The 19,528-nt window shown below is 45.8% G+C and carries 13 protein-coding genes; 4 read left to right on the top strand and 9 right to left on the bottom strand.

Going from position 1 to position 19,528, the window contains the following annotated elements; genetic code table 11:
• Positions 1 to 19 precede the first annotated feature (19 nt).
• A complete protein-coding gene (locus tag LAY57_RS02855) occupies positions 20 to 1,234 on the bottom strand; it encodes an ABC transporter permease (RefSeq protein ID WP_249064779.1) in 1,215 nt (404 codons plus the stop codon).
• A 77-nt stretch (positions 1,235 to 1,311) separates the two neighbouring features.
• On the opposite strand from LAY57_RS02855, the gene LAY57_RS02850 reads away from it, so the two are divergent.
• The gene (locus LAY57_RS02850) at positions 1,312 to 1,569 is read left to right on the top strand and encodes a hypothetical protein (protein WP_338022345.1); all 258 of its coding nucleotides are present in this window, start codon (positions 1,312 to 1,314) and stop codon (positions 1,567 to 1,569) included.
• 12 nt (positions 1,570 to 1,581) lie between these two features.
• On the opposite strand, the gene LAY57_RS02845 is transcribed toward LAY57_RS02850, so the two are convergent.
• A complete protein-coding gene (locus LAY57_RS02845; protein WP_249064777.1) occupies positions 1,582 to 3,492 on the bottom strand; it encodes an HlyD family efflux transporter periplasmic adaptor subunit in 1,911 nt (636 codons plus the stop codon).
• Between the two features lie 559 nt (positions 3,493 to 4,051).
• Here LAY57_RS02845 and LAY57_RS02840 point away from each other — a divergent pair.
• Entirely contained in the window at positions 4,052 to 4,888 is an 837-nt protein-coding gene (locus LAY57_RS02840; RefSeq protein ID WP_249064839.1) for a tetratricopeptide repeat protein, read from the top strand.
• Positions 4,889 to 5,090: 202 nt separating this feature from the next.
• Here LAY57_RS02840 and LAY57_RS02835 read toward each other — a convergent pair whose 3' ends face one another.
• The 5 genes from LAY57_RS02835 to LAY57_RS02815 all read right to left on the bottom strand — a co-directional run bounded on the left by LAY57_RS02835 (position 5,091) and on the right by LAY57_RS02815 (position 11,961).
• Entirely contained in the window at positions 5,091 to 6,482 is a 1,392-nt protein-coding gene (locus LAY57_RS02835; protein ID WP_249064776.1) for a response regulator, read from the bottom strand.
• A 633-nt stretch (positions 6,483 to 7,115) separates the two neighbouring features.
• Positions 7,116 to 7,478, bottom strand: coding sequence for a response regulator (locus LAY57_RS02830; RefSeq protein ID WP_249064775.1), 363 nt, complete (start codon positions 7,476 to 7,478; stop codon positions 7,116 to 7,118).
• Between the two features lie 2 nt (positions 7,479 to 7,480).
• The gene (locus LAY57_RS02825) at positions 7,481 to 10,408 is read right to left on the bottom strand and encodes an ATP-binding protein (protein ID WP_249064774.1); all 2,928 of its coding nucleotides are present in this window, start codon (positions 10,406 to 10,408) and stop codon (positions 7,481 to 7,483) included.
• A gap of 221 nt (positions 10,409 to 10,629) precedes the next feature.
• Complete coding sequence (locus tag LAY57_RS02820) at positions 10,630 to 11,022, bottom strand: CHASE2 domain-containing protein (RefSeq protein ID WP_275993529.1); 393 nt, start codon at positions 11,020 to 11,022, stop codon at positions 10,630 to 10,632.
• Between the two features lie 540 nt (positions 11,023 to 11,562).
• Complete coding sequence (locus tag LAY57_RS02815; protein ID WP_249064772.1) at positions 11,563 to 11,961, bottom strand: response regulator; 399 nt, start codon at positions 11,959 to 11,961, stop codon at positions 11,563 to 11,565.
• 333 nt (positions 11,962 to 12,294) lie between these two features.
• On the opposite strand from LAY57_RS02815, the gene LAY57_RS02810 reads away from it, so the two are divergent.
• Together LAY57_RS02810 and LAY57_RS02805 are read left to right on the top strand one after the other, a co-directional pair.
• Positions 12,295 to 14,844, top strand: coding sequence for a DNA gyrase/topoisomerase IV subunit A (locus LAY57_RS02810; protein WP_249064771.1), 2,550 nt, complete (start codon positions 12,295 to 12,297; stop codon positions 14,842 to 14,844).
• 66 nt (positions 14,845 to 14,910) lie between these two features.
• On the top strand, positions 14,911 to 15,591 hold the full coding sequence (locus LAY57_RS02805; RefSeq protein WP_249064770.1) for a metallophosphoesterase family protein: 681 nt from the start codon (positions 14,911 to 14,913) through the stop codon (positions 15,589 to 15,591).
• A 114-nt stretch (positions 15,592 to 15,705) separates the two neighbouring features.
• Here the strand turns inward: LAY57_RS02805 and LAY57_RS02800 are convergent, their stop codons facing one another.
• Positions 15,706 to 16,968 (bottom strand): FAD-dependent oxidoreductase, encoded by a 1,263-nt coding sequence (locus LAY57_RS02800; protein WP_249064769.1) that lies wholly within the window; start codon positions 16,966 to 16,968, stop codon positions 15,706 to 15,708.
• A 72-nt stretch (positions 16,969 to 17,040) separates the two neighbouring features.
• Positions 17,041 to 19,428: a CHAT domain-containing protein gene (locus LAY57_RS02795; RefSeq protein WP_249064768.1), complete on the bottom strand. Its 2,388-nt coding sequence runs from the start codon at positions 19,426 to 19,428 to the stop codon at positions 17,041 to 17,043.
• Between the last annotated feature and the right edge of the window lie 100 nt (positions 19,429 to 19,528).

Here is a 19,528-nt window from a genome sequence, read left to right as displayed (position 1 = left end):
TTAAATTTTAAATTCCCCTTCACGCGCTTCTCAAAGCGACAATTGGATCGAGTTGAGCAGCGCGTCGTGCTGGCACAACACCAAAGAATAGACCGATACCACCAGAAACGCCCACAGCAATAGCGATCGCAACTGGCGAAATACCTGCCTTCAAAGGAGTCACGGCACCCACTAACATGATACCGCCGACGCCAATAAAAGTGCCGAGTATGCCACCAGCAGCCGACAAAATGATTGCCTCAATCATAAACTGAATGAGGATATCTTGCTGAGTAGCGCCAATTGCCTTACGCAATCCAATCTCCTGGGTGCGTTCGGTAACGGAGACGAGCATAATATTCATAACGCCAATACCACCCACAAATAGCGAGATACCTGCGATCGCAGCCAGCATCAACGTCAGCGCCCCACTAATAGTGCCGACAATCGTCAGAACATCCTTCTGAGTTCGGACAGTAAAATCATCCTCAGTAGTAATTTTGTGACGCAGACGCAGCAGGTTAGATATTTGAAATTGAGCCGCCCCAATGCTATTTGCATCTTTAGCTGAAACCGAGATAAACGATACTTCTAAACCATAGGGAGAAGTCCGCCCGATAATGCGGTTAGCCGCTGTTGTCAGCGGTATATAAACAGTATCATCCTGGTTACTTCCCAGGAAAGATCCTTTTGATTCCATCACCCCGATAACTAAAAAACTAATATTTTTGATTCTTACCCGTTCGCCGATCGCGTCGCTGTTGCCAAAGAGTTTTTTGACTACATCTGGCCCCAAAATAGCCACCTGGGTATTTCCCTTCACATCTTGGTTGCTAAAAAATCGTCCTTTAGCAACATTAAAGCTGCGTACTGGCAGAAACTCTGGCGTCACACCCATAATCTGTGTATTGGTATTTTTGTTGCTGTAAGTAACAGATTGTCGGGTTTGGATTTGAGGTGCCACCCCGCCGACGGAAGGTACTTGACGGACGATCGCTTCTGAATCTTCTAGCACCAGAGTCTTTGGAACATCCCGGTTCCTTTGAGCATTCTGATTGCCTGGAATGATAAACAAAACGTTAGGGCCAAGAGACTCAAACTGTTCGGAAGCCAACTTCTGGGCACCCTGTCCAATTCCTACCATTGCAATCACTGAGGCATTGCCAATGATAATGCCCAACATGGTGAGGCTGCTACGGAGTTTGTTAGCTACCAATGTTGTGGTAGCCATTTTAATGCTTTCTAAAATATCCATCTTTCGATTTGGGATTGGTCAGTGGTCAGTGGTCAGTTGTCAGTTGTCAGTTGTCAGTTGTCAGTGGTCAGTGGTCAGTGGTCAGTGGTCAGTGGTCAGTGGTCAGTGGTCAGTTGTCAGTTGTCAGTGGTCAGTTGTCAGTTGTCAGTGGTCAGTTGTCAGTGGTCAGTTGTCAGTTGTCAGTTGTCAGTTGTCAGTTGTCAGTTGTCAGTTGTCAGTTGTCAGTTGTCAGTTGTCATTCTCTCTCCCACTCTCCCACTCTCCCACTCTCCCACTCTCCCACTCTCCCACTCTCCCACTCTCCCACTCCCCCCTTTTTGACTTTTGACTTTTGACTTTTGACTTTTCTAGCTTTCCGGTTTTGGTTGGCATTCTTTGGGCAACTCAACAAAGACGCGATCGCTTTCTTTTAATCCATCCAGAACCTGAGTTTGGTCTTCGATCGTCGGCCCGATCGTCACAGCGCGAAACTCGCATTTTTTCGACTCACCCGGTACTTTCACACCAGTCTGTCCCTTTTCGGTGACGATCGCCACTGTTGGCACCATTAAGGCACCTTTCACCTCGTTGCCCAAAAACGTCATATCCACGTTCATCCCAGAACGCAACTCGTCAAGTCCGGTATCAAGAGCGACACGGACCTGGAAAGATGTGACGTTTTGATCGAGTACAGCTTCCGGCGCAATCAGGCGCACGCGACCCTTAAACACCGTATCTGAATAGGCGTCTGCCACAATTTCAACAGGCTGTTCCTTTTTAATTTGTCCGATATCCACTTCCGGGACTTTCGCCAGAACTTCCAAACCTTTTGCGATCGCGACAATAGAAGTGGAAGTCGCCGAAGCGGTATTTGAACCCGACGTAGTAGGTGTCACGAAAGCGCCCACATTGGCATATTTCTGCGTTACAACACCATCTAAGGGGGCTCGAATAATGGTATCTTCCAGCTGGACTTGAACCTGTTGCAACCGACCCACAGCTTCTCTAACGCTTGCTTCTGCTTGGGCGATATCCTCCACGCGGGAGCCATTCTGCATCAGCTGTAAGGCTTGTTGGGCTTCTCTGACAGTCGCTTCTCGCTGGGCAATTTCCTCACTGCGGGAACCATTCTGCATCAGCTGTAATGCTTGTTGCGCTTCTCTAACAGCTGCTTCTCGCTGGGTAATTTCCTCACTGCGCGTGCCATTCTGCATCAGCTGTAATGCTTGTCGCGCTTCTCTAACAGCTGCTTCTCGCTGGGTAATTTCCTCTCTGCGCGTGCCATTCTGCATCAGCTGTAATGCTTGCCGCGCTTCTGCCACAGCTGCTTGTCGCTGGTTAATTTCCGCTGGAGAAGTGCCATTCTGGACTTGCGCCAAACGACGTTCGGCTTCATCCAGCGACGCTGTAGTCGTGCGGAAGTCTGTTAGGACTTCATCCAAGCGATCGCGAGCAATTGCGCCCTGCTTTTGCAAACTCTGATAGCGATTAACCCGTTCCCTCGCCAAGTCCACCCGTGCTTGGGCTGATTCTACTTGAGCTTTGGCTGCTGCAATTTGTTGCGGATTAGCACTTTGCACCGACGCCAGCTGGGCTTCGACTTGGGCTAGACGAGATCTCGCTTGTGCAATCTCTTCGGGACGACTCCCCGCACGGGCGGCTGCTAGTTGGGCTTCACTTTGGGCTAGACGAGATCTCGCTTGTGCAATCTCTTCGGGACGACTCCCCGCACGGGCGGCTGCTAGTTGGGCTTCACTTTGGGCTAGACGCGCTCTGGCTTGTGCAATCTCTTCGGGACGACTCCCCGCACGTGCCTCGGCTAGTTGGGCTTCAGATTGGCTCAGACGCGCTCTGGTTTGTGCAATCTCTTCCGGGCGATTTCCCGCACGTACTTTGGCTAAGTTAGCTTTGGCTTGCTCCAATTTAGCTTTAGCTTGCACTATCTGAGCCTGGATATCCTCGTCATCCATGCGAGCGACAATTTGGCCTTGCTTTACTTTGTCTCCCTGTTCTACGCGCAACTCGGCTAGACGCCCAGTTGTTTTAGGACTGAGGTTAACGGTCTGAATTGGCACTACCGAACCGCTGGCGGTAATGCGGAGAGTGAGGTTTTTTGATTCAACAGGTACGGTCAGATCGGCAATGTCTGACTGTTTTGGTGTTGCCCGATTTAGGTATAAGTATGTGCTACCGGAGGCAGTCAAAAGCGTCGCAGCTATCAATCCTACGATCCAGGAAGTCCGCTGGTCAACTTTTTTGCCAATCAATGGAATTTGCATATTCTTAGTTTTGCAACTCTAAGGTTAAAGACCGGCCTGTCGCCAGTGGGGGTCACCCGATCGCCAGAAGCCGTCTAGTCTCCGATTAGAAAATATAGCCAGAGTCAGATATGTCAGGACAGTATTGACCGCTCAAAGCGTTTGTACTCAGCACTCAGCACTCATTACTCATTACTCACCACTCATTACTCACTCAGCACTCAGCACTCAGCACTCAGCACTTTTATATGCGCTAGGCCCAATAAATTTGCCTACTGATATACTAAGTGCTTCATCTTTCTTAATACTAGCGATGTGGTGATAGTAGAGGCATCACCAGTTGGGTATCGGTTGGCATCATTGATACTGGAGTTCTACAATCTTCAATCCAAAAGAAAAATGCTCAATCAGGACTTGGCCCTTTGGACCCAGTACTCCAGAAAGCTTGCGATCGGCTAAACTTGTCCGCCACGATGGAATGGAGTAAGGTTGAAGTAAATTTAAGATATCTTCTGGACTTAGAGGCTATACTGTGCCTACAAATCGCAAACCCTGGTTTTATTTTCTGGTTATATTCGGTATGTTGAGTGCTGCTGGGCCAGTTTCTGGACAGGCACTCGTACCGCACACGCTGCAACTCGATTCTGCTCAGCTAGAGCAGCAGGGCGTGAGTCTGGCACAAGAAGCTGCTCAATTGGCGCAATTCCAACAATATGAGGTAGCTTTGTCGCGAGCAAGGCTGGCAACCCAGCTGGCTCCGAAAAATTATCAAGCCTGGTTCCTCTTAGGAGGCTTGTATTTGCAAACGAATGAAGCAGATAAAGGAATTGCAGCTTTAAAACAGGCAAGGTCGCTTAAACCGGATGAACCGTCGATTTTGTTCGCTATGGGTTCAGCCTATTTTCAACAACAGAAGTACTCGGATGCGATCGCTTCTTTGCAAGAAGGCTTAAAGCTCAAACCCAATTCCCCAGAGGCTTTATTCGATTTGGGCAATGCCTATTACCGCTTAAAGAAGTTTCCCGATGCGATCGCCCAGTACCAAAAAGCAGTGGCGACTGATGGCAAATTCTGGCCCGCGATTAACAACGTCGGACTGATAAAATACGAACAGGGCGATGTGGAAGGAGCTATTAAACAGTGGCAAGCAGCCTTAGCTATTGAAAAGGATGCCGCAGAACCAACATTAGCCATAGCCGCCGCACTTTATACTAAAGGCGATCGGGAACAAGGCTTAGCAATGGGAGAAGCAGCTATCCGCAAGGACGATCGCTACGCGGATGTGGAGTTTTTAAAGGATAATCTTTGGGGCGATCGTCTCCTAAAAGACACGCAAAAACTTTTAGAAACCCCCAGAATTAAAGCAACCTTGGCTCAAACTCAAAGTCAACCCGATCGAACTCAATCCGCTCCCTAACAGATGAAAAATTTTAGATTTTAGATTTCAAATTTGAAATCTAAAATCTAAAATTCCCCTAGTTCCTCTTCCCTCTGTCGAATAGGAATCTCAATTAAAAACTCAGTTCCTTCACCAGTTTGAGAAATAATTAATTATTGAGATATACTATTTATAATAATATCTTAAAATTAAGTATCTATTTATACATAATTGTAATTGGCTAGGGTTGTGAGCATTCGGCTATAAATCTATCCGATCGTTTACTTACCTTCAGCTGTGCTAGATCGCTTTGCCAGATCGGAATATCGATCGAGAATTCTGCTCCCTCTCCCGGTTTAGAGACACACTGCATCTGTCCGCCGTGTTTTTCCACAATAATCTGATAACTAATAGCTAATCCCAAACCAGTACCTTTGCCCACTGGCTTAGTTGTAAAGAAGGGGTTAAATAATTGCGCTTTTACGCCACCGGACATTCCTAGCCCATTATCTTTTATACTGATTCTCACCAAATCCCGGTTCAAGACAGAAGTACGAATCCAAATACAAGGTGAGAGTTGAGAAAGTGCTGTTTCTTTCTTTTGTTCCAAAACCGCATCAATGGCATTACTCAGCAGGTTCATAAACACCTGATTGAGTTGTCCAGCATAACATTCGATCAAGGGCAGTTCCTCATATTCTTTGATAATTTCAATAGCAGGACGATCCGCTCTTCCTTTGAGACGATTCTGCAAAATTACGAGCGTGCTATCGATCCCATCGTGAATGTTAACCCGCTTCATCTCAGATTCGTCAACTCGCGAGAAATTACGCAAAGTCAGCACAATTTGACGAATGCGTTCAGCACCAACTTTCATCGAAGACAGGATTTTAGGTAAATCTTCGCTCAGAAACTCAAGGTCGCTATCTTGAATCAAAGTTTGGATTTCAGGGTCAGGGTTGGGATAGCACTGCTGGTACAAGTTAATTAAATCAAGGAGAGTCTGATTGTACTCGCTGACGTGATCCAGGTTCCCGTAGATAAAATTGACAGGATTGTTGATCTCGTGCGCTACACCGGCTACAAGCTGACCGAGGCTGGACATTTTTTCAGTTTGGATCAACTGAGCTTGGGTTCGGTGCAATTCTTGTAAAGCAAGTTCGAGTTTGGTTGCGTGTTCTCTAGCACTAGCTTCCGATCGCTGCAACGCCTCCTCTTTTTCTTGGCGATCGCGCCGGTTTTCTCTTAGCTTTTGTACCTCTGAAAGTGTTTTGTTAATGGTAATTTCTAAATCCTTAAAATCTATCGGCTTGGTCAAAAAGTCAAAAGCCCCGCAGTTCATCGCCTTTCTGATATTTGCTATGTCGCCATAAGCGGACAGAACCACTGTTTTGATTGTGGGAGATATATGATTAAGTTTATCTAGCAAAGTTAGCCCATCCATAACTGGCATATTAATGTCAGTCAGCACCATGTCTATATCTGGACAGAGTTGCAATTTTTCTAGTGCTTCTACGCCGTTACGGGCAAAAATAAGTTCTAATTCTTCTTGGCGAAGCTTTTTTCTAAATTTTTGGCACACTAAGGATTCTAAGTCGGGCTCATCATCCACAATCAGTATTTTCGCTGTCATATCCTGAATCCTAATTTAGATAATTTATACTCACTTATTTTCCGTCTTTTCTTATAGCTTATATTATTATCCCAAGTTGCTATTTACGTTACAAAAAGAGGTACGAAACCCAACCTAAGATGAAATGGCGAGGGTATTGTTATACTGACCTATTTTCCACATCTTCTTATAGCTTATATTATTACTGATTGCCGTAAAAAGCAAGATAAGCCTACTGGAATAGGTTCAGGTTGCAATTTTTCCAGTGCTTCTACGCCATTACGATCAAAAATATAGCGCTACGCGCTGGCGTATTTACAAATACGGAATTGAACCTCTGTATAGTTGAGTGTACTCTATTCTAATCTGTAACTATACCAGCGCGTAGCGCTATAAACTCGTAAGCTAACACGCATCTAATTCGGATATTTCTAATCCGGCAATCAAACCTTCAATTCCTCTCCCACTCCCCCACTCCCCCACTCTCCCACTCCCGCTAAACATACAAATTAAATGCGTAGCAGCTTATTCCTGGGCGCGGACGTTTTTTATAAATTTCTGAATCATTAGACTTTCTATGGCAGGCTCATCATCTACTAATAAAATTTTAGCTCGCATATTTCTCTCCTAATTTAGCTGTTTAATACTTACTTTTTAGCTAAATACTTTTGCTTTTAACTCTTCAAAGTTGACAGGCTTGTTAATATAGTCATCAGCCCCATATTCGATCGCTGTCCGATAGTTCCGTTCGTCTGCGTAAGCGGTAATCATAAATACTTTGATATCAACATAATTCTCTTTGATGATTTTGAGAAGTTCTAATCCATTCATCCCTGGCATATTAATATCCGAGAGAATCAGTACAACAGAGGTTTCTTTATTTTGTAGATAGTTTAAGGCTGCCTCTGCGGAAAGGGCAAAATAAAATTCAACTTTACCTTCTTTGATCTCTCTTCTGAATTTTTGCTTGAACAGAGATTGGATATCCTCTTCATCGTCTACAACCATTACTTTCATTTTTAACCTCCCATACTATTTATCTTTTTGGGTAAGAGAATAATAAACTCTGCAAAACTTCCTACTTCAGTTTCCACTTTGATTTCTCCTCTATGTTGTTGGACAATAATATCGTGACTGATAGATAGACCAAGACCTGTACCTTCCCCAGCAGGCTTTGTCGTAAAAAAAGGATTGAAAATTTTATCTAGCACCTCTGTGGTCATCCCAAAACCGTTATCGCGAATGCGGATTTTAACGCGCTCGCCCAGATTTTTAGTCTGTACATAAAGTAGAGGTGAAAAATCTGAGCCGATTTCTAATCTTTTTTGATGAGAGGAATAGCAAGCGTTGTTGATTAGGTTAAGGAAAACCCGGCTCATGTCTTGGGATACCACTTCTATTTCGCCAATAGAATCGTCATAATCTGTTTCTATAGTGACGTTAAACGCCGGCTCTTTAGCTCGCATTCCATGATAAGCTAGGTTGACATATTCTGAAAGTAAATTGTTGAGGTTTGTTGACTGCCATTCTCCGCGTTCTCCACGAGAATGCAACAACATATTGCTAACTATTCTATCCGCTCTTTGACCATGATGATTGATTTTTTGAAGATTGCCTTTGAGGTCATTGAACAGTTCGACTATATACTCACTGGTTTCTGGTTCTAACCGCTCTGTTTGATTTTCCAGTTCTTCAAACAGTTCTTGTAATAATTCATTAGAAAGCTCTGAAAAGTTGTTGACAAAGTTTAAGGGATTTCTAATTTCGTGGGCAATCCCGGCGGTTAAACTTCCCAGAGAAGCCAGCTTTTCTTGCACAATAATCTGATTTTGCATGGCTCTGAGATTCTCTTCTACGCGCTGGCGCTCTTGAATCTCTACCTGCAATTGCTCAACAGTATGGGTAAGTTCAGATGTACGCTCTGAAACTTTGATTTCTAGTTGTTCATTGGCTTTTTCCAGCGCTTCCTGGGCTTGCTTGCGATCGGTAATGTCGCGCAAAATTACAACATATTCTTGCAAATCCCGATTAGTTTGCGAAGCATTTAGAGAGAATCGGTCTGAGATGGCAACTTCAAGAATGCGTTCTGTTGACCCCTGCTGATTCAGAGTTTGTTCGCTGCGACTGAGCCATTGTTCTGGCTGATTTGCTAATCCGGGTAATAATTGGTTCAGGTGATGACCAATTAGCTTAGTTTTGACTCCAAACAGAGACTCAGCAGCGGGGTTAGTTTGCTTTATTACTCCGGTTTCATCCAGCACTACAATAGCGTCTATGGCAACAACAAATAGCTGTTCGGCTGCCTCCCGTGCTTCGTCCATTGCGACAACTTGGGGTAAACTTGTGTAGCAGGCGATCGCCACCCCGATAAATGCCACAACCTGGATTAGCACTAACAATAAATTTGAGTTAACATTGGCGATCGCATTTAATTTAAGACCAAAAATCCAGCCGATCGCCACTGCACTACAAACCAGAAAAATCAGAACAAACACCTGTAGCGCCACAAAATCTTTAATCGGATTCTTAGGCTTTTGTCGGTAGCGCTTAATCCACCACGCAGCATGAAATGGTGCAAATTGAATGCGCCGCATCGCTGCATCCACCCCTAAAATCAGAAGAGGAAATAGCGCACCAATCAGCACATCTTGCCAACCCCAAGCCCAACCTCCAACAAGCAATACAGAGGCTTCCACCAGCAAAAAGCCTCCCGACAGCCAAGACCACCGCACTTCCGATCTGCCCCGATTCAGCCACAATCCAAGGTGGACTGTCATAATCGACACCAGATAGCCAGTACCCGTTACCACGACGATCCGGGCTATATCTCCCCAAATCAGACAAATCAGACTAAGTGCGAGCCCAAATAATAGACCAGGGCCGAAAACCCCTCGCGGAGATACAACAGCGAAGGTGGGGGACAGATGTCCGTCTTTAGCGAGTTGATACAGTATGCGCGGACAGTTGGAAACCGCTGTGGCGCAACTGAGAAGTCCGCCAGAAACGAGTAGGAAAGTTACGAAAACCGAGGCTGACTGACCCCAGAAGGGTGTGGAGGCTTCTACCAGATTCAAGAAGGCATCGCCGCTAGTGGATGTCGAATTAGTCAAACGCACTAGCACCCAGGAGTTGCCTACATATACTGCCGGAATTAGCAAGGCAGCAATTTTGAGAAACTGCAACGTTTTAGTGGAGTCCTTGCTTTCGGCAACAAAGGAGGATGTGGTTTCGCAGGCATAGACGGCGTAGGTGGCGAAGAAGTACCATTTTGCCCAGTCTACAAAGGATAGAGGCGGCGAACTGGAGGGGAAAAAGCCGGGGCTGTCGGCAGAGAAGACTAACCAACCCAAACCTTGCACGCCAAAGGCCAGTAGGAAACCAATTGCAGGGACAATAAAACATAAATGCAGGATTCCCAAAGCGCGGGAGCCACTTAAGGCGACAATAAACCCGATGGCGGTGAAGCCAATTGTCAGCGGTGTCTGTGGACAGTAAATCCCTAATGTTTCGAGGTTGCCTTTAATCAGTTGTGCGATGACGATACCATTAACTGGCGGTGCTGCCATCCAGGTGAAGAAGTACGCGATCGCTGCATACCGTCCCAAAACTGGATATTTCTTCAGTAGCTTGGTGGTGTAATTGGGGGTTCCTCCTACTATGTCTGGCCAATATTCGCCTAAGCGTTTCACCTGTAGGTTCAGCATCATGCCGACTAGGGCGCAAGGCATCCACACCCAGATATATGATGATCCCAGTGCTGCCAGCATTGCCGGTGCGGTGCTGAACCATCCGATATGACCCGTCATACCAAAACCCCAGGTTTCTAGATAGCTTAGGCTTCGGGGGAGGCGCATGAGCGATCGCAGATTGTGTTTCCCACCCAGGGAAGGCTGATTTTGTTCCGAGCGGTAGCCGTTCCAGGACTCCGTTTGGGTTTCTCGTGACATTAATTAATTTCACCTAAAATTTGTTGGAAACGCAGTTGCTCCTGATTGCCAGTGCGGACGACTCTAAATTCCTCTGGGTTATAGCGGTTTTCACTTGAGCGAAGTACGCCCGGTTCCAGCTAGATGTGTTATTATATTAAATTGTTGGGGGGCGACAAAGTGCTAATCCCTATCAGGGATTGAAATGAAATAGTGCTTGCGAGCGTTATTACCAGCCGCTCTCACCTTCGTATTAGAGCTTCAAAATCTATCTTATTATTTAGATTTCCCCCTTGATGTTCTCTAAGTAACAGTTCGATTGTTAATTTTAAATTAATGGGTAGTCTGAGCATTCTCGGCTGTATCGCTCCCTGCCAGAGCGCTAGGCACTCGCGAGCGAGAACCGGAGAAGGAGGAATCTGGGAGCTAAATTTATCTTCGATCGCTTTTTGAATTCCAATTAAATTAGGAGGAGTTCTATATAGCTTTACTAATCGATCGTAACCAGGTTCTACAGGTAGATTGCGATCCAAATCTAATCCAATTGCTTTTGGATTATGTTTTTTAATTTCCTGAATTAGTCTGGCCAAAATATCGTCTGAAAAAGGCCATTGTTTGAGTGCGGGATTACCCAAAATAGAGAAAAGAGCGGTATAACCGCCAGTTTTTCGGCGGCTTTTTCCCAGTAGAAAGAATAATTACACCGTTCCCGCCACAAGATTATGTAGGGGCGAAGCATTGCGGAATTAACGTTTCGGTTTTGAGTTAAGATAAATCCCGCAATGCTTCGCCCTCCCACTATACATAGTCTTCTACCGGGAAGGGAGTAGACCATTTCACTTTCCTCTGGCTTTCCGGCGAGTTTGCCGCGATCGGCTATAAAGTAGTACATATGTACTTAATTGGAGTTAGAATCGGTTAAAACCCTTATTTGGTGTCTGATTTTGGCTAAAAATAGAATCCAGAGCCTTGGAGTCACAGATCTGTTCTGGAATCTTTCGGAGTAAAATCCTTGCATTTTTACATTAAGTGCATCCAAAATCGGAAAATGCGACTAATTACACTGGCTCAGGAAGCCTGTAGCAACCACTCCAAGACAAAACAAAAATCGTAATCAGAGAGTGCTGCAACCGAGACAGGCTCCTGAAGACAGCAAATGGGACGTATCTATGTTTTTAATCTTTTGGCAGCAGTGCCATAATCTGATCCACAAACTGTTGATGATCCACCACTGGTTTAGAGATGTAGCCATCGGCACCACTTTGCTTGAGAAAGTTTTCGCGATCGCCCTCCATCGCGTGAGCCGTGACCAGAATAATGGGAAGATTGGCAGTCTGGGGGTCAGACTTGAGCATCTGCGCGATCTTGATGCCGTCAACCGCCTTACCCTGGTAGACGCTGTGTTGCAAGGAAACATCCATCAAAATAATGTCTGCTTTACCAGACTGGGCAATTTTCATCACCTCTTCCACATCTTCCGTACCCTTGACCTCCAAACCGCCTCGCTTGGTCAGAATTTTCGAGAAAACGCGCAAATTAATCGGGTCGTCTTCCACAATCAGAACGGTTCTCATAACTTTTTCCTGTTCGCTTGATTCAGAATAAGGCAGTCTAGGCTCCTGCCGTTTGATACTACTGTGAAAATGGAAGAAGGGGCTATAAAAGTCAAAAGTCAAAAGTCAAAAGTCAAAAGAAGGATTTTTTTCCCTAGCCCCTCTTCCCCCTAGCCCCTAGCCTCTAGCCCCTAGCCTAAGAGTGCGGCGCGGCAGAAATAACCCACCAGTTCAGAAGTAGTTAAATGCCTGACACTCTAAGGATTTTTGACTTTTGACTTTTGACTTTTGACTTCCGCTCTTCGGCACTAGCCCCTACTTTAATTTTTTTGCACTCATAAGGAATCTGGACTCATGGCAAAACAACTGAACCTTCTCTCAACAGGACAGGTTATTACCACTGCCCTGCATACGGAGATGCAACGGTCATATCTTGAATATGCCATGAGTGTCATAGTCGGGAGGGCATTGCCCGATGTCCGCGATGGCTTAAAGCCCGTTCACCGCCGCATATTGTATGCGATGCACGAATTAGGGCTGGTGCCAGACCGCCCCTACCGCAAGTGTGCCCGCGTGGTCGGGGATGTTCTGGGGAAATATCACCCCCACGGCGACCAGGCGGTTTATGACGCTCTAGTGCGGATGGTGCAGGATTTTTCCTGTCGATATCCCTTACTCGGCGGTCACGGCAATTTTGGTTCGGTAGATAACGACCCACCGGCAGCGATGCGTTACACGGAAACGCGCCTCGCGCCCATTGGCCATGAGGCGTTGCTGAGCGAAATTGGGGAGGCTACGGTTGACTTTACCCCCAACTTTGATAATTCTCAAGCCGAACCAGTCGTATTGCCCGCTCAGCTGCCAATTTTATTACTCAACGGTTGCGCTGGGATTGCTGTGGGAATGGCAACAAATGTACCGCCGCACAACTTGGGGGAAGTGGTGGATGGTTTGATTGCCCTCATTGATAATCCTGACTTGCCAGAAGATAAGTTGCTAGAGTTGATTCCTGGGCCTGATTTCCCCACTGGCGGCGAAATCGTGGGCAAAGAGGGAATTCGGGAGGCGTATACCACCAGCAAGGGCAGTATTCCTGTGCGGGGAGTTGTTAAGATTGAGGAAATCAGCCGTCGCTCGTCTTCTAAATCGAAGGTTCAAAACCGGACGGCGATCGTAATTACAGAGTTGCCTTTCCAGGTGAATAAGGCGGGCTGGATTGAAAAGATCGCTGAATTGGTCAATCATGGAAAAATTGAAGGAATTGCGGATATCCGGGATGAGAGCGATCGCGAAGGGATGCGCGTAGTAGTTGAAATCAAACGAGATGCCAACTACCAAGAGGTTTTAGACGATCTCTACAAGCAAACTGCTCTGTGCAGTAACTTCGGGGCGAATATGCTAGCGCTGGTGGATGGACAGCCGCGCCAGCTGACTCTGAGGCAGTTATTGCAGGAGTTCTTGCGCTTCCGAGAAGAAACTCTCACTAGGCAATATAACTACGAACGATCGCAAGCTCAGAAGCGCCTGCACGTGGTTGAAGGGTTGATCGGGGCGCTGGAGCAGATGGATGCGGTGATTGAAGTTCTCAGGAATGCGCCAGATGGGAGTACGGCAAAACTAACGTTCCAGAGTCAGTTTAATTTTAGCTCTAGCCAATCCGATGCTATTTTGGCAATGCCCCTGCGACGTCTGACTGGTTTGGAAAGGCAGCAGTTGCAGACAGAGTTTGACGAATTGACAAATCGGATTAGTCAGCTGGAGAGGTTGTTGAGCGATCGCAACGAGTTCCTCAAAACTCTTAAAAAGGATTTGCGATCGCTCAAACGCAAGTACGGCGATCCCCGTCGCACTCGGATTAAAGCTAGTCCTGGAACACCAGTAGAGGGGGAGAGGGGGAGAAGGGGAGAGCGGGAGAGCGGGAGAGCGGGAGAGCGGGAGAAGAAAGAAAAATCTAAGACTCAGAAGGCAGAAACGCAACAACCCTCACTTTTTACCTCTCCAGCTCCAGAAGAGGCGATCGTAGAATTTACCCATAAAGGCTATGTGCGACGGTTGTCAAAAAATGGCAATAAATCTGCATCTTTGAAAGCAAATGATGACTTTGTTGTCAAGACTCAGACAGCTACCACTCAAACAGATTTGGTGGTAGTAACTAGCAGTGGCAAAGCTTACCCAGTTAAAATTGGCGACATTCCACCGACATCTGGCGGAAGTAAGGGAACGCCTCTCGTTACCTTGTTACCGGGAGCTAAGGAAACTCCAGAAACGCTGGCAACCCACTTTATGTTACCTGACGCTTTGGAGAAAGGCAGTTTGGTGCTATTCACCCAGCAGGGACGGATCAAGCGTTTGGCACTTTTAGAATTTGCCAACTTAACTCGTCGCGGTGTGACACTCTTGAAGCTAAAGGATGATGACCAATTATTGTACGCTCATCTCATCGCTGCTAAGGAAGAAGTGATTTTGGCGACTAGCGGGGGACGCCTATTGCGACTCCAGGTAAATGATGACCAATTGCCGATGATGGGGCGGACGGCTCAAGGGCTGCAAGCATTGCGGCTGCGACGTTCCGAGCAGGTGGTTGGCGCTTGTACGACTTTGCCAAATCAAAGCCTCTTACTGGTTTCTCAATTGGGGTATGTCAAACGTCTGCCGGTGAACGCTATGCCACTCGCTCAACTTGGTAATATTGGCACTCAGGCGCTTCAGTTTACGAGTAAGTCGGACGCTTTGGCGGCGATGGTAGTAGCTGCACCGAAGGCTGAGGTGATGGTGGTGACGAATACGCAGCGGGTGGTGAGAATAGTAGGGGATGAGATGAAGTTCTGGGGTAAAGATGGAACGGGCGATCGCATCGTTCAGCTAAAACCAGAAGAAAAAGTCATCAACGTAGTCATTGCCTAATTTCAAATTTTAGACTTTAGATTGTAATTAAATCTAAAATCTAAAATCTGAAATCTAAAATTGATTATGCGTATCCTTGCCATTGGTGACATTCACGGTTGCTCGATCGCCTTAGATTCCCTCCTCGCTGCCGTTGACCCGCAGCAAAATGATAAAATAATCACTCTCGGCGACTACGTAGATCATGGCCGGGATTCCAAAGGAGTAATCGACCGATTGATTGCTCTGCACGATGAGGGGCAACTTGTCGCTCTGCGCGGCAATCACGAGCAGCTCATGCTGAACTCTCGTTATAGTGAGAAGCTATCGGGTTGGCTGCATCTCGGTGGAGACGCGACGCTTGCTTCTTATTCGGGATTTGGCGATCGCCTTTCTTTGCAGGATGTCCCCGACAGCCACTGGGAATTTCTGGAAAATAAGTGTGTAAACTGGTACGAAACTGATAAGCATTTTTTCGTACACGCAGATGCCGAGCCAGATTTACCGCTAGCTGAACAATCCCAATATGTACTCTTTTGGGGATTATGCGATCGGCCATCGCCGCACTTTTCCGGCAAAACAATGGTTTACGGACATGACACGCAAGAAAACGGTTTACCGTTAAATCTTGGTTACGCTATTTGTATTGATACTTGGGCTTACGGAAACGGTTGGCTAACCTGTTTGGATGTGACTGGCGGCAGAGTTTGGCAAGCGAATCAAGCAGGTCAACAACGCCAATTTTTAATTAACGAATTGCAATGCTAAACATTCGCCAAGCAACGCAGGAAGACGTAGAGGCACTTGTTCAACTGCGCCTCGATCTTCTGCATGAAGTTGACAACCTTAAAAAAGACACTGCTAGCAAATAATCGGTAAAAGTTAAGTTTTCACATGAACGGGCCAAATGCCGAAAGCTATTAACCGCGCTGGGAGGTCGCGCAAAATTGGCAACTGGAGAAAAGCTGGCGGCGTCAATGACTGATTTGAATTATTCGAGTTAAGAACGCGAGCAAAAATTTGCTGCTGAATTACAGATTGAAATGCTTGGATAACCCGTATTGGCAATTCGCGTTGACGTTGCACCTCTGCTAAATCCCAGATGTGAATACTATTGTGCTTGAGTGATTCGCTTAGTACATTTGCCGCGACAACAGCATCTTGAACTGCGTAGTTGATACCAACACCTCCTACGGGAGACATGATGTGTGCAGCATCTCCAATTAAAAGTAGTCCGGGAAGATACCAACGGGGGAGACGACTGGATTCGACGGAGAGAAAGGCAATTTGCGACCAATCTTTGAGATTTTCGATCCGATCGCTCAATTCTGGCACTACCTCAACAATAGCTTTTCTAAGGGCTTCTATTCCAGCAGCGCGAATTTCTTGATAACCGCCTTTAGGAATAACGTAAGCTATCTGCCATTGGTCAGGGCGTTCTAGCATTACTAAAATGTGACCGTTACCGATGCGACCCATACCACCTGACGGGTCTTCTGAAAAGCGGGGTAAGCGGAACCACAACACATCCATCGGCGGCGAAGTTCCCACTGCTTCAAAACCAGCTAATTGCCGCAGACGAGAATGGCGACCGTCTGCACCTATTGTAAGCTGCGCCCTGACTTCGTGCCAACCGCCGTGTCCGCGATATCGCACACCTTTAATTATTCCATTTTCTTCGATTAATTCCTGGACGTTCGCACCCATTACTAATTGAAAGTTGGGATATTGTTTCGCTGACTCTACGATGAACTCCAGAAATTTCGCTTGGGGCATCATCGTAATGTAGGGGTATTTCGTTTTCAAACGCTCCAAATTAGCGAGTTGAACTGAACCGTTTGGCGTGGTTACGGTAAGGGTGCGAATTTTACTGTGAGGTAATTGGAGTAAGCGTTCTGCTAAACCAAGTTCATCCATGATTTCCATAGTTGATGGATGAACTGTATCGCCACGAAAATCGCGATCGAAATCTTTGTGCGTTTCCAGCAATATCACCGGGATACCCTGACGCGCTAGGAGAAGCGATAAAACCACTCCTGCTGGGCCACCACCAACGATACAGCAGTTCGTTTCGGTTACATCGATAATTTCATGGTCTGCGGTTTGCGCCTCAGTTTGCCTAAAATTTGACATTATAGCAGTCATGAAAAAAGCTCCCAAATCAATTAAAGATTAAAAAAGTTATTTCCTGTTGGTAAGCACTGTCTACCCTACTACTTATTTCTCCTCAAAACGGATGCTAACAGTACGATAATCAGTTCCCACGCTACTACCTTGAATCGTAATTGGATGACCGTTAGGGGAACCGTAAAAAACTAACTGAAAACCTGTTTCGTCGATTCTAGCCAAATTCGATCGCTCAGTCAGTCCTTTCTGTATAAAAGCTTGCCGATAAAACTTAATCAGTTCTTCCGCACTGAGGTTACTTGTAAAAAATACATCTACCTCGCCTTGGACAAAACGGGAAGGAAATTCAGTGTAGTTCTTTACATTGTCGGGTAAAGGAAAAACCGTATAACGCGATGCAGTTGCCTGAACGGAATTGCCACTGCCAGAAGAACTATCACCCATTACTGTAGCAAGGGTCTTAGAGGTATCAGCTTCGCCAATGAGGGTAAATGCTGCCCAGTCTCTTGGGTTGGGGAATTGTTTCATTGTCTGAAGCATTGCGATTCGCAGTGCTTGCGCTTTATCGGAACCGTTTTTGAGATTCTGATAAAATGCGGTCATGAGTTGAGCGGTAGGGCTATCGGGTACAGACCACAGAGAGACTATGATGCTGGGTATGCCTGCACTGATGAAGGAACGGGAAAGTCCTACAACTCCATCGCCGGTAATTTTACCTTTCCCTGTGTCGCAGGCGCTCAAAACAACCAATTCGGCATTTAGCTTCAGAGCAAGAATTTCTCTAGCATTCAGAAAACCATTATCCCCACTTGCTGGAGCGAAGGCGAGGGAACTGAAGACGCCTCCCACATCATCGAGAATTCCATGAGTTGCTAGGTGAATAATTCGCGCTTGGGACATCCGCTGCTCTACAGTTGCCTTAGTTGCGTCGTTACCGATGATAGCTTGGGAGTTGAAGAGTTGTGCGATCGCTTTTGCTTCCCGTTCTGCTCCTGGTAAACTGGGTAATTGTTCGGGTGAACCGCCTTCCTGGGACAAACTTGGCATAGTAGGATTCCCCACTACCAAAACACCTTTGGCAACTTCCTGGATGCGTTGCTGTTGCTGGCGGGTTAAATCTAAAACTTGAATCGATGGCGCTGTGATAATAGTATGTTTTTCAATTAGATATTTTCCAGCACTGTCTTGAAGTGCAGCAAAAGGAACTAGAAATAGTAAGTCTTGCGGAATAAAGGTAATGCGAGCATTTTGATCGGTTGGCAGTTGCTGTGCGATCGGATCTATTAAAATTTGATGGAGTTGCTGTAGTTTTTTGTTGTTAACAGAAGTATTCTGCGTCTCGGCGCTAGCAATTATTGCAAAGCCTCTACCTCTAGCACCGATCGAATTGCGAGCGTTTTGAACCAGTTCTCCTAACAAAGCATTATTTTGCTCTAGTTTCACTTGTCGAAATCCGATTTCACCTGTTGGTTTTACTACCCAAATTAACAAGCCGGTCGCACGTATATCTCGATAATTACTAAACTGTAATGGTAAGTCAGGGTCATATTCATAAGTAACAGTATATTCTACTAAAGTTGAATTCTGTGCTTTAGCAATTTGTTTGATTTGATTAATGTTAGGTGAATCAACATTAATCTGCAATCTGGAGTTATTAGCCAAACGACTTGCCAATAATCCGACAAAAGCGCGAGAACGACCGCGTTCTGCTAACTCTAACGCTTCGTCTGTTCTATTTTGCGTTACCAATACTTGTTGCAGCCAGCGCAGAACCTCTACTTCAAATTCATATTCGCCTATGGCGGGCATTCCCGCATTTAATCTAAACAGCCGCGCATTCTCATAAGCTTCAAAAGCTGCTAATAGAGTTTTTTCTGCTTCTTTTACATTGCCGCTTAGAAATAAATTTACTCCCAACTTTTGGATGATTTTAGGCTTGGCCAAGCTGCCTGTATTGGTGTCTTTCGTTTCTACTATTTTCAGTTCTTCTCTCAGTAATTCAATGGCTTTGGCGTAATTTTTCTGCGAAGTATAAACTCCGCTTAAAGCTTCTAGGGAAGCAGTTTCGCGATTCATCGGTTCGCTGGCCAGTTCGTTTGGGTGTTTCCGAACAAATACTAAATTTTGCTCGTGCAATTCGGCGGCTTTCTGCAAATTACCAGCTATTTTATAAGTTAATGCCAAAAATGTGCGTGCTTGCCACTCCCCATCTAAATTTCCAGATTGCTGTGCGAGTTTCAAAGCTTGTTCGAGAGTGGCAATTGATTGTTGGTAATTGCCAGATCTGCGCTGCTGAATACCCGATTGAATTAGGGAATCGATTGGTGATAACTGTTTTGAAAATTGTGCAGGCACGTTGCAAGTTTTACATTCACGATATTCTGTAAAATGTTTAGATTTTGGAAGATTTTCGGCAGAGACTGCTGCTAACCACAGCAGCGGAAACATTACGGCACTGGCTATAATTTTTAGTTTCATGTTCTGACCACCTAGAATGCTAATTATTAGTTAAAGATTTTTTAACACACTATAGCATTATTTGCAATTAGTTTTTTTATAAAGAATGCTTATCGATTTT

Source organism: Argonema antarcticum A004/B2 (assembly GCF_023333585.1).
GTDB lineage: Bacteria > Cyanobacteriota > Cyanobacteriia > Cyanobacteriales > Aerosakkonemataceae > Argonema > Argonema antarcticum.
The sequence above is the reverse complement of the archived record's forward strand: the minus strand, read 5'-3'. Positions and strand labels throughout refer to the sequence as shown.

Bases quoted from the DNA above. Each gene is read 5' to 3' on its own strand.
- LAY57_RS02795 (WP_249064768.1), bottom strand. From the start codon at position 19,428: ATGAAACTAAAAATTATAGCCAGTGCCGTAATGTTTCCGCTGCTGTGG.
- LAY57_RS02835 (WP_249064776.1), bottom strand. From the start codon at position 6,482: ATGACAGCGAAAATACTGATTGTGGATGATGAGCCCGACTTAGAATCC.
- LAY57_RS02825 (WP_249064774.1), bottom strand. From the start codon at position 10,408: ATGTCACGAGAAACCCAAACGGAGTCCTGGAACGGCTACCGCTCGGAA.
- LAY57_RS02830 (WP_249064775.1), bottom strand. From the start codon at position 7,478: ATGAAAGTAATGGTTGTAGACGATGAAGAGGATATCCAATCTCTGTTC.
- LAY57_RS02815 (WP_249064772.1), bottom strand. From the start codon at position 11,961: ATGAGAACCGTTCTGATTGTGGAAGACGACCCGATTAATTTGCGCGTT.
- LAY57_RS02800 (WP_249064769.1), bottom strand. From the start codon at position 16,968: ATGACTGCTATAATGTCAAATTTTAGGCAAACTGAGGCGCAAACCGCA.
- LAY57_RS02855 (WP_249064779.1), bottom strand. From the start codon at position 1,234: ATGGATATTTTAGAAAGCATTAAAATGGCTACCACAACATTGGTAGCT.
- LAY57_RS02840 (WP_249064839.1), top strand. From the start codon at position 4,052: ATGTTGAGTGCTGCTGGGCCAGTTTCTGGACAGGCACTCGTACCGCAC.
- LAY57_RS02805 (WP_249064770.1), top strand. From the start codon at position 14,911: ATGCGTATCCTTGCCATTGGTGACATTCACGGTTGCTCGATCGCCTTA.
- LAY57_RS02845 (WP_249064777.1), bottom strand. From the start codon at position 3,492: ATGCAAATTCCATTGATTGGCAAAAAAGTTGACCAGCGGACTTCCTGG.
- LAY57_RS02810 (WP_249064771.1), top strand. From the start codon at position 12,295: ATGGCAAAACAACTGAACCTTCTCTCAACAGGACAGGTTATTACCACT.